The following is a 22,544-nucleotide window of genomic DNA, read 5'->3' as shown; positions in this document are numbered from 1 at the left end:
AGGTCTTGCTCTACTTTCTTTAAGCTTTCAGTCAAGTATTTCATTGCAAGTTTTTTTAAAATTTAATACCTAAATTGTATATGTTTGACTATATTTGTCAATATAATTATTTACTATCAATCACTCCCCCATCTGAATAAAAAAACCTGCATTATTGATGCAGGTTTTTTACGGATACTCGGTTATTTCTTATTTGGCTTTACGCTCTTTTTCAATCAGGTAATTCACCACCTGAATTACTTTGGCATCATTGCCCTGCACAATATATTTACCATTGACAGTCACCGCCGGTACGCCGCTTAACTGATATTGAGCAGCCAGATTTTTGGCCTGGGCAATTTTTGACGAAATCGGGAATGATTTATAAGTCGTGTTAAATTTTGCTTCAGAAATACCATAACGGGTATAGAACTTGGCCAGTTGTGCCTGTTCTAAAATTGGGCGCTGCTTGTCATGAATATCATGGAATAACTGCAAATGGGCTTTTTGGCGTACACCCAAGGCTTCAGACACATAATAAGCACGTGCCGCCTGTTCCCAGAGTGGATTCATCGCAGCAGGTGTACGTACAAAACGAACATCTTTAGGTAATTTTTTCAACCAGCCCTGCATATGTGGTTCCAGCATGAAACAGTGACCACAGCCATACCAGAAGAATTCACGTACTTCAATTTTGCCCGGTTTTTCGACTTTGACTGGTTGTGCGACCACCTGATAGTCCTGACCTGCCACAAAATTGGCCATAGCACTGCCGGAAAAGGCCAAAACAGATGCGGCAACAGCGCCTAAAAGGAATTTTTTCATTGGGATTATCGTCCTCTAAATCATTATGCTTAGTGTATGGGTTCACTATAAATCAATTATGCCGATTTCGTTTTCATTCTGTGAACTTTTTTGCTGCTTTTATCGCTTTTTCTGCCAGAAACGCTACACTAAAGCAGAGGACTGATTTTCAAGGTTTTAAGTCAGTCACTCTGGCCATTCGGCCCCTATGTATTTTTAGATAATCACGACTGATTGAGGTGACACCGATGTCGCAATTGAATGTTGATCCACAAGAAATTGCCAAGTTTGAAGCATTTGCAGCTATATGGTGGGATCAGCATTCTGAGTTCCGCCCCTTGCACATGATTAATCCGCTACGTTTAAACTGGATTGATGAACATGCCGGTGGCCTGAGCGGCAAGAAAATCCTGGATGTCGGCTGTGGTGGCGGCATTCTGGCCGAAAGTATGGCGCGCCGCGGTGCCGATGTACTCGGCATCGATATGGGTGCTGCCCCGCTGAATGTGGCGCAGATTCATGCCGAACAGGAAGGTGTCAGCAATATCGAATACCGTCAGGTGCCGGTCGAGCAACTGGCAGAGGAGCAGGCTGGCCAATACGACATTGTGACCTGCATGGAAATGCTGGAACATGTGCCAGATCCGGCCTCGATTATTCAGGCCTGTCACAAGCTGGTCAAGCCAGGTGGCCATGTGTTCTTCTCGACCATTAACCGTAATCCGAAATCGTATTTATTTGCCATTATTGGTGCAGAATATGTGCTGCGGATGCTGGCCAAAGGCACCCATGATTACAGCAAATTTATCAAGCCGTCCGAGCTGGCGCACGATATTCGCAATGCCGGCTTAAAACTCAAAGACATGACCGGTCTGCACTACAATCCGCTCACCAAACGCTACTGGCTGGCACCAAATGCCGATGTCAACTATATGGTCTATACAGTCAAAGAAAGCCAGAACGAGACCAGCACATGAAAGCCGTTTTATTTGACCTCGATGGCACCCTGATTGATACCGCGGCCGATTTTATCCGGATTATCCAGCAGATGTGCCGTGAAGAAGGCCGCGCGCTGGTCGAACCCGAACTGATCCGGACTCAGGTCTCCGAAGGCGCACGCGCCATGGTGAAACTGGTCTATCCGGAAATGCAGCTGGAAGATCCGGTATTTCTGCAACATCGTCAGCGCTTTCTGGACAGGTACGGCGCAGATATTGCAGTCGATACCGATCTGTTTGACGGCATGTATCCTTTACTGGAACAACTGGAAGCACAGGATATTCCCTGGGGTATCGTCACCAATAAACCACGCTGGCTCAGTGAGGCTTTACTGAAAGCACTGAATTTGAGTGAACGCTGTGCCGTGCTGGTCTGTCCGGAAGATGTCACCCGAACCAAGCCTGATCCTGAACCGATGTATCTGGCTGCCAAGCAACTGAATCTTGCGGCTGAAGACTGTATTTATATCGGCGATCATCCGCGCGATATTGATGCGGGGCGTCATGCCAAGATGCCAACCGTTCTGGCAGCTTATGGTTATTTACCACTGCAATACAAAGATGACTTAACAGCCTGGCAAGCCGACTATATAGTGGATACTGTTGCAGAATTACATCAGCTGATTCAGACCTTGCTACTCAAACAGCCGACTGCGGTATCTTAAAAGCTTAAAACTGAACAATAAGAAATGAGGAGGTAGATAATGAAATATTCAGCATATCAACCTCGCCCCGATCTGCTCAAAGATCGTATTATCCTGATCACAGGTGCGGGCGATGGCATTGGACGTGCAGCAGCAATCAGTTATGCCCTGCATGGTGCAACTGTGGTGCTGCATGGACGTACCTTAAACAAACTCGAAGTCATCTATGATGAAATTGAAAGTTTAGGTGCGCCGCAACCTGCCATCTTGCCGCTACAGCTTTCGAGCGCCTCGGAACGTGATTATGAACTTTTGCTGGATACCCTGGATCGTCAGTTTGGCCGTCTGGACGGAATTCTGCATAATGCCGGGATTTTAGGTGAACGGGTTCCGCTGGCGGATTATCCGGTGAATGTCTGGGATGATGTCATGGCGGTCAATCTGCGGGCACCTTTTATCATGACCCAGGCGCTGTTGCCCTTATTAGAAAAATCCGAGCATGCTTCGGTGGTGTTTGCCAGTTCAGGTGTAGGCCGCGAAGCCCGCGAACGCTGGGGCGCTTATTCGGTGTCTAAAATTGCCATTGAAGCGGTGAACCAGTTATTTGCCAAAGAGCAGGTGCATCCGAATATCCGCTATAACTGCATCAATCCCGGGGCAACACGTACTGCCATGCGCGCCAAGGCCTATCCCAATGAAGATCCAAAGACCCTGCCTACACCCGATTCCATTATGCCGGCCTATCTGTATCTGATGGGTGATGACAGTCTGCATATGAATGGTCAGAGTATCGATGCACAAGATTAAAACATCTTGATTTAATATCAGCAAGCGCCTGCTGTTGCTGTCCCACAATTGTATTGAGTGGATTTTGGATACGCGAGTGTGACAGGAATGTCACACCTTAGCCATCCTGACAAGGATGTTGGGTATGGCGCACAAAAGACTTTTGCCTACTTTGGGTCTGTCAAAAGTAGGATTTCGTCGACATAAGCCATTTAAATATCTGAAGAAAAGATGATGAGACAGCAGTGCAGTAATCGCTGCCTTTTCATTTCCGTTTGAGCTTCGCACAGTGAATAAATCTTCCGCAGCCTGATACAGCCAGCCTTGAGTTCCCCTCAAATTACAGCATACTAAGCTCCAACAAATTTCACTCGAGTGCACCATGACTGAATTAAACAACATGACCGTAAGCAACCTGGAAGATGGCATGGTTTCACTGTTGATCGATCAACAGCCGATTTCAGAAAAATATGACACCAAGTTTGAAGCCAGTATTGTGGATGACATCAAGGCACTCGAAAATGGTCAGAAACTGAAATTATTCGATCAGTTTGTTTTTTCACATAGTGATCTGAATTTTGAACATGCGTATTATTATGTGACCGGAATTGAAAAATTAGACGATCGCTATCGTCTGGCCAAGCATTTTGTTTATCGCATTAAAATTGAAGGCCAACCCGAAATCGAGCATGTGATCAGCAATCAGGGGAAAGCCATGACTGCCGAAGATGTCCGTAGCTTTATTCAGGCACATGTACAGAAATCACTTAACGATTATACCGATCTGAATTACGCATATTAAAAGCCACGCAATTTATATCTATGAGGGCACTTCCTAAAAGTGCCTTTTTTTAGCCTGTGTTTTATCAGCCTGACAATCAATCGATTTTTTATATCAAATTTATAAAATTATTCGGTTTTTCAAATAAATTGTTCTGAGCTATGCTTTTCTGATCCCATATAGCTTAAATCAGGAACACAGCATGGCTGACCAAAAACGTAAAATTGACACCATTCGCCGCATCGAACATTTGCAGTTATCCGAGGCTCTCATTGTGGCACTCGATGATGCAGTTCAAGCTGAATCGGTGGCTGCAGCGATTCAGTCCTTGCAAGGTTTGACCGAGCAATGGAATTAATATCCAGAAAGTTTTTAGAATTTTCTGTGTTTTAAGCCGATCATAAATCGTTTCGGTGTGACTTCAATGCTGTTTTTTTGAGCTAAATCATCGATTTTAGCTTGCATGTTTGCCCCCACTTTGATGAGATAAGAACTAGGCTCAGCCTGTCGGGTCATCGGACAAATGCGCAGCCTAAGCTCATGTAAAATCATGACATAATCATAATATCTCTGCATTTGTTATAAAACTGGTGCCTGTTCTTCACAGTTTCTCTGTAATCTTTCCGTATATTAGACACAGTAGAACATGAACGATTTAATGAGGGTTCAACATGAAAAAGGTTTTGGTGGCATTAGCGATCTCCTGCAGTACATTCATGCTGAGTCATGTTGCAATAGCCTCCCCTCATTTCAATGCTGAATCACAAATGGATAGCCGTCATGGGCATGGCAAGAAAGGCCGTGAATTCCGTGAAAATGATCAAGGGCAACATGATAAACGCCGTATGCGTGAAGAACGCGGAGTCAAACGCCTGCAACAGCTCAGATGGCAGCCTGGCTATGTCATGCCGCAACATTATCGTGGCAATGGCTATAAAGTCGAATATAAAGAGCATAACCTGCCTCGACCAGATCGCAAACAGCAGTGGTATAAAATTAACAATGACTATATTCTGGTCAATTCTGAAAATAACAGCATTATCCGGATTGTGGGGGATTAATTCACCATCCTGTTCAAGCTCCGATCCTCTTATCGACTCAACCATGTTTGGGTCTTTTTTATTTTCAGCAATTGAAATTTTTTGAATTAAAACTCCTGCTGATTTTCACACTTTTGGTTCAAGTGATTTATCTTCTAAATTTCTTCATGAATTTAACAATTTAACTAAATAGCCCTCACGCTTTCTATGTACTTATTCGCTAATTTAATCTCATCGAAATCAGATCTACATTTTAGGTGAGAGCCATGAAAAAAGTCCTAACTACAATTGCGTTATCCCTAAGTGCTTTGTTGGCTACTTCTGCAATGGCAGCACCACAGCATGATCCGCGTTATAACCATAATCCGCATAAACCGGCACCGCACTGGAATGCCAAAGACAGTAAAAAATGGAATGACGACCGTCGCTGGAATGATGACCGCCGCCATAACAACCGTATGGTTAATCCAAGCCGTGACTGGCGCGTAGGACAAAGCTTACCGCGTCAATACGATAACAAGCGTTTTGAAGTCAGTGATCGCGAAGCTCGCCGTTTACCGAATACCGGCCGTTTCCAGCAATGGTACAAAGTCAACAATGACTACGTTCTGGTCAATGAACGTAGCAATAGAATTGTACGAATCATCAATTAATTTTTCTCCATTGCTGCTCGTCTTGCAGACACCTGAAGTACCCTTCAGGTGTTTTTTTATTTCTGCACTTCCACTTGCGTTTTTTTTCATTAGAATCAAAGCTGGATCTTCAATCATTGAAATAGGCACAGGCATGACTTCAGCAGAAACCTCACACAGCACAACATTGCAATATGTGCACTGGTTTCGCCATTCTGCGCCTTATATCAATGCGCACCGCAACAAAACCTTTGTAATCATGTTTGATGGTGAAGCGGTCTTAAATGACAATTTTCAACATATCATTCACGATATCGCCTTATTGCACTCTTTGGGCATTCGGCTGATTCTGGTACATGGTGCGCGTCCGCAAATTAACCAGAATCTGGCGCAGAGCCAGATCAGTACGCCCTTTCATCAGCAGCGCCGGGTAACCACACGTGAATCCTTAAGCTGTGTGATGAATGCGGTCGGTTCGATTCGTCTGCAAATTGAAGCCCTGCTGTCTATGGGACTGGCCAACTCACCGATGTATGGTGCCCGTATTGATACGGTTTCAGGAAATTTTGTGACGGCCAAACCTTATGGCATTCGTGATGGCATAGACTTTCAGCTCACTGGTGAAGTCCGCGCGGTCGATACCGATGCGATTCAGCGACATCTGGACAGCCATAATATTGTGGTGCTTGGCCCGACTGGTTATTCCACCACCGGCGAAGTTTTTAATCTATTGGCTGAAGAAGTTGCGACCAAAACTGCGATTCGACTGAAGGCAGATAAGCTGATTTTTCTGGGCAAGCAGCATGGTTTAATGGACAGTAACGGCCAGCTCAAACGCGAAGTCACCCCGCAACAGCTGGATGACTATATTCCGGCAGAACAAGATGGGCTTGAAAGAGGCTTGCAACTTAAGGCAGCACAAGAGGCCTCCATGAACGGCGTACATCGGGTGCACCTGATTTCCTATGCCTATGATGGTGCGCTACTTGAAGAGCTGTTTACCCGTGATGGTTCTGGCACCTTGGTCACTGACGCGCATTATGAAGAAGTGCGAATGGCAGATATTCAGGATGTCGGTGGCCTGATCGGCTTGCTGCGTCCATTAGAAGAAGAAGGGATTCTGGTCTATCGTTCCCGTGAGCGTCTGGAAAATGAAATTAACCAGTTTGCCGTGATTGAACGGGATGGCATGATTCTGGCCTGTGCAGCCCTTTACCCGATTCCGACCACGGGCGATGAATTACGTTCTGCAGAAATTGCCTGTGTCGCAGTGCATCCAAGTTATCGCCAGTCCAATCGCGGTAGCCAGATCTTGCATTATCTTGAAGAAAAAGCCAAAAGCATGCAGATTCAGCAGCTGTTTATTTTAACCACGCGTACCGCGCACTGGTTTCTGGAACAGGGCTTTGAACCGGCTTCAGTCGATGATCTGCCGGATGCCCGTCAGGCTTTTTATAATTATCAACGCAATTCCATTGTTTGCAAAAAGTCACTTTAAAGTGACTTTTTCTTTTGGTGCCTTAGCTTAATTTCAGATAAAGATATCTTGTAATTTTGATTTAGTTGTTAAGATTGTATTGCTGCTTTTCAGATAAACATATCAACATATTTAACTTAAAAATATAATTATATATTTCAAAATCTTAATTAACTTAAATAGTAAATATTCATTTTTATATAAATCACTTTTTCGCATAAGTTTTGCGCTTTTTTATTTATCTTTTTTCTTCATTAGAAATTCCTGAATAGTTATTTTTTTAGAAAAACAAAAACGATTAGCGTGTCCCTAAGTTTTCATTCAATAGTTTGTCATTTTCGGGAGTTTTGATTCATGCGCCAATCTCATGTTCAGTTTTTAACAAAGACTGTGGTACTCGGTACTGCGATGGCGGGTGTCATGATGCTTTCAGGCTGCTCGAAAAAGGAAGATACCCTTACCCTGAATATCGGTTTTCAAAAATACGGCGTATTACCGATTTTAAAAGAACGCGGCACGCTGGAAACGACCTTGAAGCAACAAGGGATCAATGTGAAATGGGTAGAATTTCCTGCTGGTCCGCAACTGCTTGAGGGACTGAACGTTGGCAGCGTCTCTTTTGGTGAAGCCGGTGAAGCACCGCCGATTTTTGCTCAGGCGGCCAACTCAAATCTGGTCTATGTGGCCAATCAGCCGCAAGCACCTAAAGCCGAAGCCTTAATTGTACCGAAAGATTCACCAATCCAGTCCATTCAGGATCTGAAAGGCAAACGGGTGGCCCTGAACAAAGGTTCAAATGTGCATTACTTACTGTTAAAAGTTCTGGAAGCCAACCAGCTTGGCCTTGATGATATCGAAGTAATTTATTTACCCCCTTCCGATGCACGTGCTGCATTTGAACGTGGTGCAGTCGATGCCTGGGTGATCTGGGATCCGTTTTTTGCAGCTGCTGAACATCAGATTGGTGCGCGTGTCATTGCCAGTGGTGAAAATGTGGTGAGCAACCACCAGTTCTATCTGGCAGATCGCAAGTTCGCAGAAAGCCATCCTCAGGTGGTACAGGCAGTTGTCAATGAATTGAACCTGACCACGGACTGGGTGGCAAAAAATCAGGATGCTGCTGCTCAGCTCCTGCAAAAACCGACAGGTCTGGCCGTCGATGTCTTAAAAACCTCTATTTCACGCATGGGCTTCGGTGTTAAACCCCTCACGACTGACGTGATTCAAAAACAGCAACAGGTCGCCGATGCGTTTTATGCGCAGCAGCTAATTCCACAAAAGCTGAATATTGATGCAGCAATTATTAAATAACAGCAGAATACTTTGAGAATAAAAATGAGTCATTTAAAAACAGTTTTTTATATCAGCTTAGCGTTATTGAGCTTTAGTCTGACTGGCTGCCAGAAACAGGAATCACAGCAAACGGCTGCTGCAGAAACTAAAGCAGCACAACAGGTACAAAGCATTGCGATTGGCTTTCAGAAATCAGCCTTGAATCTGCTGGTAGCACGCAATGAAAAGCTGTTAGAACAACAATTTCCCAATACCAAAATTGAGTGGAAAGAGTTTCCGGCGGGTCCACAAATGCTGGAAGCACTGGCAGTCGGTGCAGTGGATTATGGCTATGTAGGGAATACCCCACCCATTTTTGCCCAGGCTGCAGATAAAGCCCTGAGCTATGTAGCCTTTGAAAAAGTGGCTGGAAACTCTTTGGCCGTGGTCGTGCCGAAAGACAGTGCCATCCAGACGATTCAACAGTTGAAAGGAAAACGGATCGCGGTGCAGAAAGGTTCAAGTGCCCATGAACTTCTGGCCAAAACTCTGGAAAAAGCCGGCTTAAGCTGGCCAGAGATTCAAGCCGTCTGGCTTCCACCCGCGGATGCACGTGCTGCTTTTGACAAAAAAGCCATTGACGCCTGGGCAATCTGGGATCCCTTCCTGGGCGCAGCCGAGTTCGACAGCCAGGTGAAGGTACTGATTGAATCCAGTGACTTTCCGCAAACCTACTCCTTTTATATCGGCAATCCCGAATTTATTCAGAAGCATCCGGATAGTCCCGAGAAGTTTATTCAGGCTTTAAATGCCTCTGACCAGTGGATTCTTAAAAACCAGGCTGTAGCCCTAGATATTTATCAGAAAAGTACCGGTCTGAAACCAGAAGTGGCAAAGCTTGCATTTGAGCGTCGTCTTAAACCTTCGCCGGTTCAGCCTTTAACGACGGAAGTGATCAAAGCCCAACAGAATATTGCCGATCTCTTCCAGCAGGTTCAACTGATTCCCAAAACCATCAGCGTCCAGCAACAGATCTGGTCGCCAGCAGCTACACATTGATTAGCAAAAAAGATCATTTAATTTAAGGAATATCACATGAAAATTTTCTGGTTTATCCCAACACATGGTGACAGTCGCTACTTGGGCACCAGCAAAGGTGCACGCCAAGTCGATCATGCCTATATGAAGCAGATTGCAGTTGCGGTCGATAATTTAGGTTATGAAGGTGTCCTGATTCCCACAGGCCGTTCATGTGAAGATCCTTGGTTAACAGCAGCAAGTTTGATTGATGCAACGAAAAAATTAAAATTTCTGGTGGCACTTCGTCCCGGGGTGACCACACCTGCGCTGGCGGCACGTATGGCTGCAACCTTTGACCGTTTATCCAATGGCCGGGTGCTGCTAAATCTAGTGACTGGTGGTGATGAGCAGGAACTAAAAGGTGACGGCGTCTATGAAGATCACAAAACCCGCTATAAAACGGCCACTGAATACACCACCATCTGGCGTGAAATTTTAAAACGTTCACATACTGGTGAAAGCTTCACTTTCCACGGCGAACGCTTAAGTGTCGATGATGCCAAACTCCTCTATCCACCTGTACAACAGCCACATCCGCCACTCTGGTTCGGTGGTTCTTCAGATGATGCGGTTGAACTGGCCACCGATCAGGTGGACACTTACCTGACCTGGGGTGAACCACCTGCTGCCGTGAAAGAAAAAATTGAAAATGTGCGTGCCAAGGCAGCCGCTAAGGGTCGTGAACTGAGCTACGGTATTCGCCTGCATGTGATTGTGCGTGAAACCAATGAACAGGCCTGGGCGGCAGCAGAAGAACTGATTCAATATGTCGATGATGCCACCATCGCTGCGGCCCAAGCCAAGTTCAAATCTATGGATTCGGTCGGTCAGCGTCGTATGGCTGAATTGCACAACGGCGACCGTAGCAAGCTGGAAGTATCGCCAAACCTCTGGGCCGGTGTAGGACTGGTGCGTGGTGGCGCAGGGACTGCATTGGTCGGTGACCCAGCAACTGTCGCAGCACGTATTCAGGAATATGCGGACTTAGGAATTGATACTTTCATTTTTTCTGGTTACCCGCATCTGGAAGAATCCATCCGTTTTGCCGAACTGGTGTTCCCATTCCTTCCACTGGAAACCCAGAAAAAATTGGCTCAACCAAACTTGACGGGTCCATTCGGTGAAATCGTAGCGAATAACTACACACCGGATGAGAACAAGCAGGCTGAGAAAATTCAGGAGTCTGCTTAATGTCGAAAGTCGTTTCCGTTGAAACCCTCTTAGAAAAGCAGGTTTCACGTGGAACAATTCTGGGGCGGTATTTGCTGCCCTGGCTGGTTCCAGTTGTATTGATTGCCATTTGGCAAATTGCTTCCAGCACAGGTCTACTGGAAAGCCGGATTTTGCCTGCACCCAGTGCAGTGATTTTGGCCTTCTGGAATTTATTGCTCAGCGGCGAACTCCAGACTCATGTACAAGTCAGCGCAGGACGTGCCATCAGCGGCTTATTGGTCGGTGGTGGTTTAGGTCTGTTATTGGGTCTGTTAAATGGTTCATCCAAAATCGCCTCTACCCTGCTCGATACCACTTTGCAGATGATCCGCAACATTCCGGCGCTCGCGCTGATTCCATTGGTGATTCTCTGGTTCGGCATTGATGAATCCGCCAAACTGTTTTTAGTCGCGATCGGGGTATTTTTCCCGATTTATATCAATACCTATCACGGAATTCGCTCAGTCGATCCACAATTGATCGAGATGGGTAAAAGCTATGGCCTCACGCGTTGGCAGCTGTATAAAGAGATTATTCTCCCGGGAGCAATGCCTTCCATTTTAGTCGGGCTACGCTTTTCTCTAGGGCTGGTCTGGGTGCTTTTGATTGTTGCCGAAACGATTTCTGCCCAGTCCGGTATTGGCTATATGACCATGAATGCACGCGAATTCCTGCAAACGGATATCGTCCTGGTCGGTATTTTACTCTATGCCCTGCTCGGTAAACTGGCCGATGTGCTGGCAGTCGCCTTAGAACGATTCCTGCTGCGCTGGCATGCCGGCTATCAAAAATAAATTGAAATGAGGAGCATGTAATGACTGATCTGAGTTTAGGGCGTCATGTCAATGACCCGATTGCACCACCCGAGCAACCTGCGAAAGATATCAATCCGAATGCAGCCCTTGGTGCCGAAATCATTATTGAACAATTGCACAAATTTTATGGTTCAGTCAAAGTTCTGGAAGATCTGGATCTGCATATTCAACCGGGCGAATTTCTAGCGATTGTCGGTCGTAGTGGTTGTGGTAAAAGTACCCTTTTGCGCCTGATTGCTGATCTGGAAAAACAGAGTTATGGCGAAATCAAGTTTAAATCCGCACGGCATATCCGTGAAGGAATTACTGCAGATGATATTCGGGTGATGTTTCAAGACCCGCGCCTGCTGCCATGGCGTAGCATCGAACAGAATGTACAATTAGGCCTCGGCAAAGAGCAACATGCCAAAGCTTCACACATGCTGGAAAAAGTGGGCTTAAAAGAAAAAGCCGGGCTGTGGCCATCACAGTTGTCTGGCGGTCAACGTCAACGGACTGCCCTAGCACGTGCATTATCGCATCAGCCCCGTATTCTGCTGCTGGATGAACCACTCGGCGCCCTGGATGCCCTGACACGTCTGGAGATGCAAAACCTGATCGAACGCTTATGGACCGAGCAAGGCTTTACCGCGATTCTGATGACTCATGATGTCAGTGAGGCAGTGCAACTGGCAGACCGGATTATCCTGCTGGATAAGGGTCATATTGCCAAAGAGTTTCGGGTTGGCTTGCCACGTCCACGGCAAAAAAGTCTGAAATTTGCAGAACTGGAACAGCAAGTCTTACAGGCAGTTTTGGCCACCTAAATATCCGATGAAGCCCAGAATAGGGGAGTTTTGGGTTTCATCTTCAAGCCAAGTCCTGAGCTGAATTTAAAACTGCAGGCTAATCCGGGTCATAAAAGCATTCATTTTCTGACTCTATTTCAAAATAAAAATATTTCAATAATTTAAGTATTTTCATAAACTTGCATTTTTTGCTCTGGCTTGATGCATTTAAGCCATTTTAAATATTGATCTAGAGAATAAATCATCATTATTCAAAAAATTAGCCATGGACTGTGTGCACAAATCTGATGATTTGCCGTACAATTGAGGATTCCCATTTTTTCATTGTTTTTTATATTTGCTAATGGAACAAAAAAAGAGTACTCAAAAACGCAACCAGCTGCTGAATGCTGCACTAGATGTATTTTCCCTGTACGGTTTTAATGGGGCAAGTCTAGATGAAATTGCACAGATTGCAGAAATGCATAAGTCGAATATTTTCTATTATTATGAAAATAAAGAAGCCCTCTATGTAGAGGTATTGACCACCGTTCTACAAAAATGGCTGGCGCCTTTACAAACCCTTGAGGCCGAACTTGAGCCTGAAGAAGCGATTACCAACTATTTAATGCAAAAAATTGAAGTATCGCGTACCCAGCCTAAAGCATCTCGTTTGTTTGCTTTAGAGGTGATCCAAGGCGCACCGCATATACTGGAAATTTTAAAAGGCCCGCTAAAGAAACTGGTGAAGCGTAAGGCCAAAGTCATTTCTAACTGGCAGGAACAGGGCAAGATTTCAGCAGATATCGATCCTGAATTGCTGATTCTGAATATTTGGGCCCTTACCCAGAACTATGCAGATTTTTCGACCCAGATGGAAATGGTGACAGGGAAAACCTTGCGTAACCGCAGTATGCAGCAACGCATTATCCAGCATACGGTCAATATGATGTTATACGGCGTGATTCCACGTACGGATAAATAAGCAAGCGCTTCTGATTGGCATACGACCATAGCTGCTATGGTCGCCGAGCAAACTTACCCTTCTCTCTTATTTTACCATTCGATATAAATCTAATAACTTTTTCGCACCCAGTAACAGGTTTTCTTCCCAGTCCAGATGCGCAGTCTCATTGGCCCCATCCGTAATATACTTGACTGAAATCAGGCGAACACCGAGCTTCTTACACACTTTTGCCAGGGCATAACCTTCCATATCGACCAGATGACATGGCACTTTCGCACTACCGGTTTCAAAACTGTCGCCTGTCCCGCAAATTCCTTTGGGTAAATGTTCAAAGAAAGCCTCCAGTTCAATCGCGGCAGGATAATCCTGATCCATGGGTGTTACACCGACTTCAAAACCAAGTGGTGAAACATCCATATCACGCTGTACAAACTGACTGACTTCAATCAGTTCATGGGCATTAAAATGCGAGCTGCCAGCTGTACCCAAATTCAGCAAGGTTGTGCAGCCCGTTTTTTGAATCACCTCGAAGGCTTTAAAGGCTGCGTTCACTTTACCAATCCCGCTGTAATGCACATTTATGCCTTGAGCTTCAAACAAGCCTTTTGATTCATTGGGTAGCGCCATGATGAGTGCCAGATTGGACATTTGAAATACCTGATACAAAGAAAAATACAAAGAAAAGCGCTGACATTAGAAAGCAAAATTCGCTGAATGAAAAGCAGGAATGCGCTGATCGGATCCATTTAAAGCATCGAAAAACAATCTGATTTGATATTCAGGAAAATGAATTTTCAAGAAAAATATTGCATAAAAACACAACAACAAGACGAAACGGCGAGATTATGGCAATATATAGCCTCTCGATATTTCCAAGCACTTGATTTGCCCATGCAGCTGCTCCGTCTAAATGCTTTAGCATCTCATTCTGAACTACCCAAAACGGCCTTGACGATCGGCAATTTTGACGGCGTGCATTTAGGTCATCAGGCGATGATCCGTCAGCTGCAACAGGTGGCTGAAGCACAGGGTTTAAAATCTGTTGTAATGATTTTTGAGCCGCAACCTCTTGAATATTTTAAGGGTTATGAAGCCCCACCGCGGATTTCATCCTTACGTGAAAAAGTCGAATACCTGACTGAACTCGGTGTGGACTATATTGCGGTGGCGAAATTCGATCATACTTTTCGCAGCCTGACCGCAGAAGCCTTTGCCGATATTTTAAAAGAAAAACTGAATGCCCGGCATCTGGTCTTAGGCGATGATTTTCACTTTGGTAAAAATCGCCAGGGCAACAGCGAATTCCTGCGCAATTATGGCTTTGAAGTGACCAATTTAAATACTATTGCGCTAGATGGTGAACGCGTCAGTTCCACCCGGATTCGCCAGACCTTGCAAGCCGGTGATTTAGCCTTGGCCGCACAATTGCTGGGTCGTCCTTATAGCATTACCGGGCGGGTGCAATATGGCGATCAGATTGGTCGAACCATTGATTTTCCCACTATTAATGTACGGCTCAACCGTCATAAGCCCTGCCTGAAGGGAATTTATGGGGTTGAAGTTATTTGCGAAACACAATCCTTAAAAGACAAAGTAAAAGCTGACTCTGCAACTCAAACCGGTATTGCGGGTTATGACCCGACTGCCCTGTTTGGGGCAGGGCATGTCGGCACACGTCCAGCCATTAAACAAGCACATCCAGAGTGGCGATTAGAAGTACATTTTCCAAATGTTTCTGCTAATCTGTATGGCCTGTTGATGCGGGTGACGTTCTTAAACTATTTACATGGCGAAAAGGACTATCCTTCGCTTGAAGCGCTAAAAGCCGGAATTGATGATGATGTCGAGAAACTGCTTGAGTTTCGTCGAAATCACCCCACATTTCCCTTTTAATATCCCATATTTTTATTGTAAAACGTGTCAGTGACATAACTGATTAGATTGGAAGACGACTTGCATGAGCGATAAGCAAACTCCTGAAAATGCAGTGGACTATAAAGCCACGCTAAACCTCCCAGGTACTGACTTTGCAATGAAAGCAAATTTGGCAGTACGTGAAGCGAAATGGTTAGAAGAGTGGTATGCCGACAACATTTATCAGCAGATTCGTGAATCGCGTACTGGCAAGAAAAAATACGTGCTTCATGACGGCCCTCCCTATGCAAATGGTCAAATCCATTTGGGTCATGCGGTCAATAAAGTATTAAAAGACATCATCATCAAAAGCCGTGTCATGGATGGTTTTGACGCACCCTATGTACCGGGCTGGGACTGTCACGGTCTGCCAATCGAACTGAAAGTTGAAGAAAAAGTCGGTAAAGTCGGCGTCAAGGTAGATGCCTCTACCTTCCGTAAAGCCTGCCGTGAATATGCCTACACCCAAGTTGAACTGCAAAAGAAAGACTTCGTGCGTATGGGTGTATTCGGTGATTGGAACAACCCTTACCTGACCATGAACTTCAAACAGGAAGCCGACATCGTACGTTCATTGGGTGCGATTGCCAAAGCCGGTCATATCGAGCCGGGTCTGAAACCGGTGAACTGGTGTCTGGACTGTGGTTCATCTTTGGCTGAAGCTGAAGTTGAATATGAAGATAAAAAATCAGATGCCATTGATGTCGGTTTTACGGTGGTTGATTTAGCGGATTTATCTGCACGTTTGGGTGTAACTGTTAGTGATTCAACAGACATCGTCATCTGGACCACCACGCCTTGGACACTACCTGCCAACCAGGCCGTTGCTGTACATGCCGAAATTGAGTATCAACTGGTGAAAGCACGTGGTGACGAAAAAGCAGCACAAAACTTTATCCTGGCCAAAGATCTGGTGGAATCTGCAACTGAGCGTTATGGTTTTACTTCATTCGAAGTAATTGCAAGCTTTAGCGGTAGCAAACTTGAACACCTTGTTCTGCAACATCCTTTAATTAGCGATCGTCAAGTACCAGTGATCTTGGGCGAACACGTGATTGCCACCAGCGGTACCGGTGCAGTTCATACCGCACCCGGCCATGGTGTGGACGACTATAAAGTGGGCTTATTGTACAACTTGAAGGTTGACAATCCAGTCGGCGGAAATGGGGTGTATTTACCGACTTCGCCACTGTTTGCGGGTGAGCACATTTATAAAGCCAATCCACAAATTATTGCGGCGCTGGGTGAAGCCAATAAGCTGTGGGCACATAAGCCAATCAAGCATAGCTACCCACATTGCTGGCGTCATAAAACCCCAATTATCTTCCGTGCCACACCACAATGGTTTATCAGCATGGATGCCAAAGGCCTGCGTCAGGGCGCGTTGAATGCGATTGAAAATGACATCCAATTCGTTCCAGATTGGGGTAAAAACCGAATTCAGGCCATGATCGAAGGTCGTCCGGACTGGTGTATTTCACGTCAACGTACTTGGGGCGTGCCAATTCCGTTCTTCGTACATAAAGACACCAATGAATTGCACCCACGTACACCTGAATTAATCGAAATCGTAGCAAAACTGATTGAACAAGAAGGCATTGATGGTTGGTACAACCGTGATGCATCTGAATTCATCGGTGCGGACGCGGAGCAATACAATGCTGTACGCGATACGCTAGACGTTTGGTTCGACTCTGGTACCACCCATTATGCGGTACTGCGTGAACGTGAAGACTTAACTGATCCTGCTGATTTGTATCTTGAAGGTTCAGACCAGCACCGTGGCTGGTTCCAGTCATCGTTATTGACCTCGATTGCCATCAATGAACGCGCACCGTATAAAGGCTTGCTGACTCACGGTTTCGTGGTCGATGAAAAAGGCCGCAAGATGTCGAAATCAATCGGTAATGTAATCACACCGCAAGACATCATTAAAGATATGGGGGCAGACGGCTTGCGTTTCTGGATCGCCTCTGCGGATTACCGTTATGAAATGACCGCGGGTAAAGAAATCTTTAGCCGTGCATCCGATGGTTATCGTCGTATCCGTAACACCTTGCGTTTCTTGTTAGCGAACTTGAATGGCTTCAAACCTTCAACAGATGCATTACCAGTCGATCAGTTGATTGCACTGGATCAATACATCCTGCAACGTGCAGCGGAAGTTCAGAAAACCGTTCAGCAAGCTTATGAAGATATGAACTTCCATATCGTGACCAGCGCATTAACTAACTTCTGTATCAACGACCTCGGTGGTTTCTACCTCGACATCATCAAAGACCGTCAATACACCACCAAAGCGGACTCAAAAGCGCGTCATTCTGCACAAACTGCGTTGTATCATTTGGTACAGGCCTTTGTGCGCTGGATGGCACCGATCCTGAGCTTTACTGCACAAGAAGCTTGGCCACTTATTCCTGAGCAATCAGAGAAATATGTATTCACCACTGAATGGTATGACATTCCGGTCGCGTCTACAGCCAACGTGATTTCAGAAGCAGAATGGCAAACCCTGATTGCGGTGAAGTCGGCCGTGAACAAGTTTATTGAAACTGCACGTGGTGCCAAAACAGTCGGCTCGAACCTGTCGGCGAAAGTTGAACTGTGGGCAACTACAGAACTGAAAACCGTACTTGACCGTCTCGATGATGAATTACGCTTCGTTCTGATTACCTCGCAAGTGATCGTGAACGAGTTTGAGGCTACACAAGGTGAAGCCTCAGATCTTGAAGGGCTTAACGTGAAAGTCTCTGCGGCAGATGGCGAGAAATGTGTACGCTGCTGGCACGTGCTTCCGGATGTAAATACACATAGCTCACATCCAGGACTCTGTGGCCGTTGTATTATTAACCTTCCTACAGGCCAAGGCGAAGAGAGAAAATATGCCTAATACCCAGACTAAAAAGGGCTTATTCCAGTTCTATCCACATAATTTATGGTGGATTGGGCTGGCCATTGTGGCGATCATTCTGGATCAATGGACCAAATGGATTGCAGTGACGAATCTGAACTATGCAGATCCTATCCCTGTGCTGCCCTTTTTAAATTGGACACTATTGCATAACTATGGCGCTGCCTTTAGTTTTCTGTCCGATGCGGGTGGTTGGCAACGTTATTTCTTTACTTCACTGGCAGGGATTGTGTCTGTGATCTTTGTTTTTTGGCTGATGCGTATGCCAAAAAACATGAAGGTTTTACCGCTAGCAATTGCCCTGATTTTGGGTGGTGCAATCGGTAATTTAATCGACCGGGTCAGTCTCGGCTATGTGGTCGATTTTATTCATGTGTATTACCAGAACAGCCACTTCCCTGCTTTCAATATCGCAGACAGTGCCATCACGCTTGGCACTATTCTGATGCTAATTGATACCTTTTTCTTAGAAAAACATCGAATTCAACGGGCGCAAGCACAACATGACTGATTTTATTCATCCTAATGAAGAAACCCGGGTTGCAGACGGCTCTAAGGTCGAGCTGCACTTTTCTGTCGCGATCGAAAATGGCGTAGAAATTGACAATACTCGTAGCCGTGAAGCACCAGTCAGCCTCACGATTGGCGATGGCAATTTATTACCGGGCTTTGAAAAAGCACTGTTTGGTTTACGTGCCGGTGACCGTCGTACCGTAAGTCTGCCTCCGGAAGATGCTTTTGGTCCGTGGAATCCGGAAAACATCCAGAAGTTCGATACGGTGAAGTTTGGAGAACGTCCGATCGAGGGTCACATGATCGAGTTTGAAGACAAAGCCAAGGCGACTTTGTATGGTGTGGTACGTTCAGTCAATGATGACATCACCGAAGTGGACTTTAACCATCCACTGGCAGGCAAGAACATCACCTTTGAAGTGGAAATCTTTAAAGTAACCCCTGCCGGTCAGCAAGGCCTAAAGTTGATGTAAAACATCTGCTAATCGCATGATTTTTAAAAGCTCCTTCGGGAGCTTTTTTATGCTCAGGATACAAATCATCTCTAGTCACCTCTCTGAAATCTGATTAATTTAATTGGATGATAAGAAACCCAGAAAGGAATAGGCATGAAAATTTATATTGTGGTCGGCAGTGTACGTGAGGGGCGTACCGCGCTTAAAGTGGCGCACTGGGTACTGCAGGAAATTAAAAGCTATGGTTTTAGTACGCTTGAAATTGAAATTGTCGATTTAAAAGAATGGGCTCTTCCACTCTTTAGCGGTGCTCATCCGCCACTGACCGGGATCTATGATCAGCCCAAACAGCAAGACTGGGCAGACAAAATTGCGCGCGGCGATGCCTTTATTTTTATCACACCTGAATATAATCATGGCTACAGCCCTGCGCTAAAAAATGCGCTGGATTACCTCGCCAAGGAATGGCAAGGCAAACCGGCAGCCTATATTGGTTATGGTGTCACCAACGGTTCACGTTCGATTGACCAGATTCGTCAAGTGGGGACTCAACTTGGATTAGTAGATACCAATGCCGTAATTGAAATTCGCGACATTTTTGCACGTAACCAGGATTATTCTTTCCAGGGCAATGAATTTGATAATAAAAATTTAAAAACTGTGGTGGACAGACTGATTCAATATGTCAGTGCTTAATGGCTAGATGACAGCCGTGTAAGTTTTAGCCTACATGGAGCGCAGAGTTTAGCCGCTATGCGTTATTTTTCTACCAAGCTATAGTAAGTGCATAGACAGACAGGAAGTCTGCAAAGCGATACTACAACGATAAAAAGCGCAAATCGACAGGACGTTGACAGATTGGACAGGAGTCAGATCTGAGAAGCAAATCCAGAAAAGCCTCAACAGGATGTTGAGGCTTTTCTGTTTTAGGCATGGATCAAGATCTGGATGCATCAAACTATCATTCGGCTTCCCCAGTTGACATCACGGGCAGCTCTCTAGCAAATTCCCTTCCCTATCCCCCAAACACTTTTGTACAGAACAGGCAAAATAGCTTTATATGTACACACGGATAAATACAAAGCTCAGATCAGGCTTTGAATGCTCAATATAGAATGCCGTGGTTATTATTTTATAGTGGTTCTATTCAAATGACTTGATGATGCTAACCAAGATAATATTTTACTCAAATACGGCATAAGCATAGCCTCGGCTTTACTTGAATCATCACGCTTAACCGATTTTAGTGAGCTTGTATGTCGACATTGACTTACAGGTGATGCAGTCAAACAGCCCTGTTGAGCGGCATTACTTCAGGCTATATTCAGATCACACCCAGACAGGAAGTCTGCTAAGAAAAATAAAAAACTTCATAGAGCAGGATGCTGATCGGTATAACAGTCATTATACCTTTGCCAGAATAGGAAAAGGCCTTTACAGTATGTAGAGGCCTTTTCTTTTATATCAGGATCATATTAAAACAAGGCTAGCAAGCCAGGTGATTAAAACCACCCTTCTACTTTTCAAGCTCTGGTGTTGAAATGACAAGCTTTAAAGCCGCAGACTAAGGTGCTGTCATCTTTAACAGGCCAGCTCGTGAACCATCTTCAATCACCCACAACGTACCATCCTGTGCCTGAGCAACCCCACGAATCCGCTCTTTCATATCCAGACGCTGAACTTCTTTGGCTGTAGATGGGCGGGTATCTACAATCACAATCGCCTTGGAAGATAAACCGGTCGTAATCGCTTTATTTTTCCATTTCGGGAAGACATTAGCGGTATAAAACATTAAATCTGAAGGAGAAATTACCGGTGTCCAATCCAGTACGGGTGCTTCAAATTCTGGACGGGTATTGTGATCGGGTATCGGCTTGCCATCATAGTGATCTCCGTTGGATACCAGTGGATAACCATAATTTTTAGCTTTGACAATCTTGTTCAGCTCATCGCCGCCTTTCGGTCCCATTTCGATCACCCAAAGCTGCCCTTTCGGATCAAAAGCCATGCCTAAAGGATTGCGGTGTCCAAGACTCCAGATCTGCTGGGCAATTTTACCCTGATTCATAAATGGATTATCTGCAGGAATTGAACCATCCTGATTCAGGCGAATAATTTTACCGGCATTAGACTGCATATCCTGTGCAGGATCAAACTGCTGACGTTCCCCTGAACTGATCCAGAGTTTCGCATCCAGCCCGAACACGATGCGGTGTCCATAATGCCCCTGCCCTGAAAATTTAGGCACTTGAGTCCAGATGCGTTCAATTTGGGTTAACTGCGGGGTAGCCTGATTTAAATCCAGTTTGCCGCGAATCACCACAGCACCATAACCACCCTGACCTTGTTCAGCATAACTCAGATAGATCCATTGATTGTTTGCAAAATCCGGATGTAAAGTCACTTCACCTAAACCACCCTGCCCACCATAAGCCACTTGAGGAATGCCTTTGACTTCGATTTTTTTCCGGGTTTTTGGATCAAAAAGCTGCAATTTTCCTTTGCGCTCAGTAATCAGCAGCCGGCCATCATTCAAAGTAGTTATTGCCCAAGGTTCATTAAATTGAGCAACCTGTTCAACCTTATATTTTTGCACATGCGAAGAGACTGAGTCTGGAGAGCTGGCTGCTGTAGCCGCCTGTTGAGCACTACTAGAACTAGAAGATGAATTTTCTGCATGACAGGCAGTAAATGCCAAAGCACAGCAACTGAGTAAAATTTTTATTTTAAATTGCGATAACATTATCTTCTCCATACTGACTTATTGTTCAAATTAACATCAAGATACAGAGTTTTTGAGCTAAATTCAGCAGAGAAAGGTAAATGGATATATTTTAAAAGTTGTAGAGCGCGTTAGTTTGGGCGTTTATTTATAATTTCCCTATTTTTTCCCGCGCATAAAAAAACACCCCCTGCTTATGCAGGGGGTGTTTCGAATAATGAGCTGGCGATGACTTACTCTCACATGGGTAACCCCACACTACCATCAGCGCAAAGAGGTTTCACTTCTGAGTTCGGGAAGGGATCAGGTGGTTCACTCTTGCTATTGTCGCCAGCACAACTGTTTATGGATACTTGCCTTGGTCTTATTTCGTCACTTTTCAGTGTATGCCAATGCTTTTTCCAAATGAGTTATTAACAGAATATTTGTGTTGAATTAAGTTTGTTTAGTTTAACTAGCTTGATCACTAAATCAAGTTATTTTGCTTAATATCGAATCAATCGAGCTTTATACAACAACTGTTTGGGTGTTGTATAGTCAAGCCTCACGAGCAATTAGTATTGGTCAGCTTCATGCATCACTGCACTTCCACATCCAACCTATCAACGTCGTAGTCTTCAACGGCTCTTTAGAGGACATAAAGTCCTAGGGAAATCTTATCTTGAGGTAGGCTTCCCGCTTAGATGCTTTCAGCGGTTATCCCTTCCGAACATAGCTACCCGGCGATGCGACTGGCGTCACAACCGGTACACCAGAGGTTCGTCCACTCTGGTCC

At 45.1% G+C, this 22,544-nt stretch carries 23 protein-coding genes and 2 rRNA genes; 19 read left to right on the top strand and 6 right to left on the bottom strand.

Annotation, left to right across the window (positions count from 1 at the left end; translation table 11 throughout):
- Nucleotides 1-189: 189 nt before the first annotated feature.
- On the bottom strand, nt 190-804 hold the full coding sequence (locus tag FTU82_RS12925) for a thiol:disulfide interchange protein DsbA/DsbL (RefSeq protein ID WP_005173368.1): 615 nt from the start codon (nt 802-804) through the stop codon (nt 190-192).
- 227 nt (nt 805-1,031) lie between these two features.
- On the opposite strand from FTU82_RS12925, the gene ubiG reads away from it, so the two are divergent.
- The 5 genes from ubiG (at nt 1,032) to FTU82_RS12900 (ending at nt 4,350) form a co-directional block, all read left to right on the top strand.
- Nucleotides 1,032-1,760 carry a bifunctional 2-polyprenyl-6-hydroxyphenol methylase/3-demethylubiquinol 3-O-methyltransferase UbiG gene (gene ubiG / locus FTU82_RS12920; protein ID WP_180001722.1) on the top strand — a complete coding sequence of 243 codons (729 nt, stop codon included), beginning with the start codon at nt 1,032-1,034 and terminating at the stop codon, nt 1,758-1,760.
- On the top strand, nt 1,757-2,446 hold the full coding sequence (locus tag FTU82_RS12915; protein ID WP_159516510.1) for an HAD family hydrolase: 690 nt from the start codon (nt 1,757-1,759) through the stop codon (nt 2,444-2,446). The genes ubiG and FTU82_RS12915 overlap by 4 nt, the downstream gene beginning before the upstream one ends.
- 39 nt (nt 2,447-2,485) lie before the next feature.
- Nucleotides 2,486-3,232 (top strand): YciK family oxidoreductase, encoded by a 747-nt coding sequence (locus FTU82_RS12910; protein WP_180001721.1) that lies wholly within the window; start codon nt 2,486-2,488, stop codon nt 3,230-3,232.
- A gap of 361 nt (nt 3,233-3,593) precedes the next feature.
- Nucleotides 3,594-4,013: a hypothetical protein gene (locus FTU82_RS12905; RefSeq protein ID WP_074383818.1), complete on the top strand. Its 420-nt coding sequence runs from the start codon at nt 3,594-3,596 to the stop codon at nt 4,011-4,013.
- A gap of 181 nt (nt 4,014-4,194) precedes the next feature.
- Nucleotides 4,195-4,350 (top strand): hypothetical protein, encoded by a 156-nt coding sequence (locus tag FTU82_RS12900; protein ID WP_005173373.1) that lies wholly within the window; start codon nt 4,195-4,197, stop codon nt 4,348-4,350.
- 14 nt (nt 4,351-4,364) lie between these two features.
- On the opposite strand, the gene FTU82_RS12895 is transcribed toward FTU82_RS12900, so the two are convergent.
- Nucleotides 4,365-4,544, bottom strand: a complete 180-nt coding sequence (locus FTU82_RS12895) for a hypothetical protein (protein ID WP_225553372.1) — start codon at nt 4,542-4,544, stop codon at nt 4,365-4,367.
- Between the two features lie 119 nt (nt 4,545-4,663).
- Between FTU82_RS12895 and FTU82_RS12890 the strand changes: the two genes are divergently transcribed.
- The 9 genes from FTU82_RS12890 to FTU82_RS12850 all read left to right on the top strand — a co-directional run bounded on the left by FTU82_RS12890 (nt 4,664) and on the right by FTU82_RS12850 (nt 13,272).
- Nucleotides 4,664-5,053 (top strand): RcnB family protein, encoded by a 390-nt coding sequence (locus tag FTU82_RS12890; RefSeq protein ID WP_005173376.1) that lies wholly within the window; start codon nt 4,664-4,666, stop codon nt 5,051-5,053.
- Nucleotides 5,054-5,298: 245 nt separating this feature from the next.
- Complete coding sequence (locus FTU82_RS12885; RefSeq protein WP_005173379.1) at nt 5,299-5,685, top strand: RcnB family protein; 387 nt, start codon at nt 5,299-5,301, stop codon at nt 5,683-5,685.
- Nucleotides 5,686-5,818: 133 nt separating this feature from the next.
- A complete protein-coding gene (gene argA / locus FTU82_RS12880) occupies nt 5,819-7,162 on the top strand; it encodes an amino-acid N-acetyltransferase (protein ID WP_180001720.1) in 1,344 nt (447 codons plus the stop codon).
- A 333-nt stretch (nt 7,163-7,495) separates the two neighbouring features.
- Nucleotides 7,496-8,452 carry a sulfonate ABC transporter substrate-binding protein gene (locus FTU82_RS12875; RefSeq protein WP_064102562.1) on the top strand — a complete coding sequence of 319 codons (957 nt, stop codon included), beginning with the start codon at nt 7,496-7,498 and terminating at the stop codon, nt 8,450-8,452.
- A 24-nt stretch (nt 8,453-8,476) separates the two neighbouring features.
- Entirely contained in the window at nt 8,477-9,472 is a 996-nt protein-coding gene (locus FTU82_RS12870; RefSeq protein ID WP_180001719.1) for an aliphatic sulfonate ABC transporter substrate-binding protein, read from the top strand.
- A 36-nt stretch (nt 9,473-9,508) separates the two neighbouring features.
- Complete coding sequence (gene ssuD, locus FTU82_RS12865; protein WP_005173394.1) at nt 9,509-10,684, top strand: FMNH2-dependent alkanesulfonate monooxygenase; 1,176 nt, start codon at nt 9,509-9,511, stop codon at nt 10,682-10,684.
- Nucleotides 10,684-11,499: an aliphatic sulfonate ABC transporter permease SsuC gene (gene ssuC, locus FTU82_RS12860; protein ID WP_180001717.1), complete on the top strand. Its 816-nt coding sequence runs from the start codon at nt 10,684-10,686 to the stop codon at nt 11,497-11,499. Before ssuD ends, ssuC begins: the two co-directional genes overlap by 1 nt.
- A 20-nt stretch (nt 11,500-11,519) precedes the next feature.
- Complete coding sequence (locus tag FTU82_RS12855; protein ID WP_180001716.1) at nt 11,520-12,326, top strand: ABC transporter ATP-binding protein; 807 nt, start codon at nt 11,520-11,522, stop codon at nt 12,324-12,326.
- 325 nt (nt 12,327-12,651) lie between these two features.
- A complete protein-coding gene (locus FTU82_RS12850; protein ID WP_005173402.1) occupies nt 12,652-13,272 on the top strand; it encodes a TetR family transcriptional regulator C-terminal domain-containing protein in 621 nt (206 codons plus the stop codon).
- A 66-nt stretch (nt 13,273-13,338) separates the two neighbouring features.
- On the opposite strand, the gene FTU82_RS12845 is transcribed toward FTU82_RS12850, so the two are convergent.
- A complete protein-coding gene (locus FTU82_RS12845; protein WP_100357021.1) occupies nt 13,339-13,902 on the bottom strand; it encodes a 5'-nucleosidase in 564 nt (187 codons plus the stop codon).
- Nucleotides 13,903-14,145: 243 nt separating this feature from the next.
- On the opposite strand from FTU82_RS12845, the gene ribF reads away from it, so the two are divergent.
- The 5 genes from ribF to FTU82_RS12820 all read left to right on the top strand — a co-directional run bounded on the left by ribF (nt 14,146) and on the right by FTU82_RS12820 (nt 19,743).
- On the top strand, nt 14,146-15,147 hold the full coding sequence (ribF, locus tag FTU82_RS12840) for a bifunctional riboflavin kinase/FAD synthetase (RefSeq protein ID WP_180001715.1): 1,002 nt from the start codon (nt 14,146-14,148) through the stop codon (nt 15,145-15,147).
- A 64-nt stretch (nt 15,148-15,211) separates the two neighbouring features.
- A complete protein-coding gene (gene ileS, locus FTU82_RS12835) occupies nt 15,212-18,058 on the top strand; it encodes an isoleucine--tRNA ligase (protein ID WP_180001714.1) in 2,847 nt (948 codons plus the stop codon).
- Complete coding sequence (gene lspA / locus FTU82_RS12830; RefSeq protein WP_074383807.1) at nt 18,051-18,590, top strand: signal peptidase II; 540 nt, start codon at nt 18,051-18,053, stop codon at nt 18,588-18,590. Before ileS ends, lspA begins: the two co-directional genes overlap by 8 nt.
- Complete coding sequence (locus tag FTU82_RS12825) at nt 18,583-19,065, top strand: peptidylprolyl isomerase (protein WP_100354970.1); 483 nt, start codon at nt 18,583-18,585, stop codon at nt 19,063-19,065. The genes lspA and FTU82_RS12825 overlap by 8 nt, the downstream gene beginning before the upstream one ends.
- Before the next feature lie 135 nt (nt 19,066-19,200).
- The gene (locus FTU82_RS12820; RefSeq protein WP_180101424.1) at nt 19,201-19,743 is read left to right on the top strand and encodes an NADPH-dependent FMN reductase; all 543 of its coding nucleotides are present in this window, start codon (nt 19,201-19,203) and stop codon (nt 19,741-19,743) included.
- 868 nt (nt 19,744-20,611) lie between these two features.
- Here the strand turns inward: FTU82_RS12820 and FTU82_RS12815 are convergent.
- From FTU82_RS12815 to FTU82_RS12805, 3 genes are all read right to left on the bottom strand, one after another.
- The gene (locus FTU82_RS12815) at nt 20,612-21,790 is read right to left on the bottom strand and encodes a PQQ-dependent sugar dehydrogenase (protein WP_180101422.1); all 1,179 of its coding nucleotides are present in this window, start codon (nt 21,788-21,790) and stop codon (nt 20,612-20,614) included.
- A 199-nt stretch (nt 21,791-21,989) separates the two neighbouring features.
- Nucleotides 21,990-22,104: ribosomal RNA gene (gene rrf / locus FTU82_RS12810) — 5S ribosomal RNA — on the bottom strand.
- 198 nt (nt 22,105-22,302) lie between these two features.
- Nucleotides 22,303-22,544 (bottom strand): 23S ribosomal RNA (locus FTU82_RS12805); the annotation flags it as partial.

Origin of the sequence: Acinetobacter sp. YH12151, assembly GCF_013418355.1 — a bacterium.
Taxonomy (GTDB): Bacteria; Pseudomonadota; Gammaproteobacteria; order Pseudomonadales; family Moraxellaceae; genus Acinetobacter; species Acinetobacter pseudolwoffii.
Note: the sequence above shows the minus strand (reverse complement) of the source record. Positions and strands in the feature narration are given on the sequence as shown.

What these genes read in the sequence shown, in the direction of transcription:
- FTU82_RS12925 (WP_005173368.1), bottom strand. Translation starts at nt 804, where the DNA reads ATGAAAAAATTCCTTTTAGGCGCTGTTGCCGCATCTGTTTTGGCCTTT.
- ubiG (WP_180001722.1), top strand. Translation starts at nt 1,032, where the DNA reads ATGTCGCAATTGAATGTTGATCCACAAGAAATTGCCAAGTTTGAAGCA.
- FTU82_RS12915 (WP_159516510.1), top strand. Translation starts at nt 1,757, where the DNA reads ATGAAAGCCGTTTTATTTGACCTCGATGGCACCCTGATTGATACCGCG.
- FTU82_RS12910 (WP_180001721.1), top strand. Translation starts at nt 2,486, where the DNA reads ATGAAATATTCAGCATATCAACCTCGCCCCGATCTGCTCAAAGATCGT.
- FTU82_RS12905 (WP_074383818.1), top strand. Translation starts at nt 3,594, where the DNA reads ATGACTGAATTAAACAACATGACCGTAAGCAACCTGGAAGATGGCATG.
- FTU82_RS12900 (WP_005173373.1), top strand. Translation starts at nt 4,195, where the DNA reads ATGGCTGACCAAAAACGTAAAATTGACACCATTCGCCGCATCGAACAT.
- FTU82_RS12895 (WP_225553372.1), bottom strand. Translation starts at nt 4,544, where the DNA reads ATGATTTTACATGAGCTTAGGCTGCGCATTTGTCCGATGACCCGACAG.
- FTU82_RS12890 (WP_005173376.1), top strand. Translation starts at nt 4,664, where the DNA reads ATGAAAAAGGTTTTGGTGGCATTAGCGATCTCCTGCAGTACATTCATG.
- FTU82_RS12885 (WP_005173379.1), top strand. Translation starts at nt 5,299, where the DNA reads ATGAAAAAAGTCCTAACTACAATTGCGTTATCCCTAAGTGCTTTGTTG.
- argA (WP_180001720.1), top strand. Translation starts at nt 5,819, where the DNA reads ATGACTTCAGCAGAAACCTCACACAGCACAACATTGCAATATGTGCAC.
- FTU82_RS12875 (WP_064102562.1), top strand. Translation starts at nt 7,496, where the DNA reads ATGCGCCAATCTCATGTTCAGTTTTTAACAAAGACTGTGGTACTCGGT.
- FTU82_RS12870 (WP_180001719.1), top strand. Translation starts at nt 8,477, where the DNA reads ATGAGTCATTTAAAAACAGTTTTTTATATCAGCTTAGCGTTATTGAGC.
- ssuD (WP_005173394.1), top strand. Translation starts at nt 9,509, where the DNA reads ATGAAAATTTTCTGGTTTATCCCAACACATGGTGACAGTCGCTACTTG.
- ssuC (WP_180001717.1), top strand. Translation starts at nt 10,684, where the DNA reads ATGTCGAAAGTCGTTTCCGTTGAAACCCTCTTAGAAAAGCAGGTTTCA.
- FTU82_RS12855 (WP_180001716.1), top strand. Translation starts at nt 11,520, where the DNA reads ATGACTGATCTGAGTTTAGGGCGTCATGTCAATGACCCGATTGCACCA.
- FTU82_RS12850 (WP_005173402.1), top strand. Translation starts at nt 12,652, where the DNA reads ATGGAACAAAAAAAGAGTACTCAAAAACGCAACCAGCTGCTGAATGCT.
- FTU82_RS12845 (WP_100357021.1), bottom strand. Translation starts at nt 13,902, where the DNA reads ATGTCCAATCTGGCACTCATCATGGCGCTACCCAATGAATCAAAAGGC.
- ribF (WP_180001715.1), top strand. Translation starts at nt 14,146, where the DNA reads ATGCAGCTGCTCCGTCTAAATGCTTTAGCATCTCATTCTGAACTACCC.
- ileS (WP_180001714.1), top strand. Translation starts at nt 15,212, where the DNA reads ATGAGCGATAAGCAAACTCCTGAAAATGCAGTGGACTATAAAGCCACG.
- lspA (WP_074383807.1), top strand. Translation starts at nt 18,051, where the DNA reads ATGCCTAATACCCAGACTAAAAAGGGCTTATTCCAGTTCTATCCACAT.
- FTU82_RS12825 (WP_100354970.1), top strand. Translation starts at nt 18,583, where the DNA reads ATGACTGATTTTATTCATCCTAATGAAGAAACCCGGGTTGCAGACGGC.
- FTU82_RS12820 (WP_180101424.1), top strand. Translation starts at nt 19,201, where the DNA reads ATGAAAATTTATATTGTGGTCGGCAGTGTACGTGAGGGGCGTACCGCG.
- FTU82_RS12815 (WP_180101422.1), bottom strand. Translation starts at nt 21,790, where the DNA reads ATGTTATCGCAATTTAAAATAAAAATTTTACTCAGTTGCTGTGCTTTG.